Source organism: Seonamhaeicola marinus (genome assembly GCF_008085455.1).
Genome location: NZ_VSDQ01000774.1, coordinates 1 through 597, shown reverse-complemented (window position 1 = coordinate 597; position 597 = coordinate 1). Strand labels below are relative to the sequence as shown.

General features: G+C 33.5%; 1 protein-coding gene. It reads left to right on the top strand.

Going from position 1 to position 597, the window contains the following annotated elements; genetic code table 11:
* On the top strand, positions 1 to 597 hold a 597-nt coding region (locus FUA24_RS23475), incomplete at both ends, for an alpha-2-macroglobulin family protein (protein ID WP_449441436.1).

Sequence of the window (597 nt, the reverse complement as noted above, 5' to 3'; positions counted from 1 at the left end):
TAAAAAGAAAAAAGCCAACCGCTTTAAACCTGTAGTAAAATATTTTGGCCCATTTACTTTAAATAAAGGTGAAAAAAAATCGCATACCATAAAAATGCCAAATTATATTGGTGCTGTTAGAACCATGGTTGTAGCTGGAAACCACACCAAAGAAGCCTACGGAAGTACTGATAAAACTGTACAAGTTAAAAAGCCATTAATGGTATTAGCAACACTACCGCGTAAGTTAAGCCCTGGCGAAAAAGTTACTTTACCTGTAACCGTTTTTGCTATGGAACCTAAAGTTAAAAACGTAAATATTAGCCTAAAATTAAGCAATGGCATTACAATTGAAGGCGAAAAAACACAACGACTAAGTTTTGCTAAACCAGATGAAAAAATGGCTTACTTCACTTTAGATGTTAGTAAAGCCAAAGGCATTAATACTATTGAAGTAATTGCTAATGGCAATGGTGAAACTTCAACCTATAAAGTAGAACTTGATGTTATTAACCCTAATCCGTTTACATCTAAAACATTAGATAAAACCATAACCGCCAATGCTTCAGAAACTGTTAATTTTGAAACTTTTGGTGTTAACGGAACAAATTCAGCTAC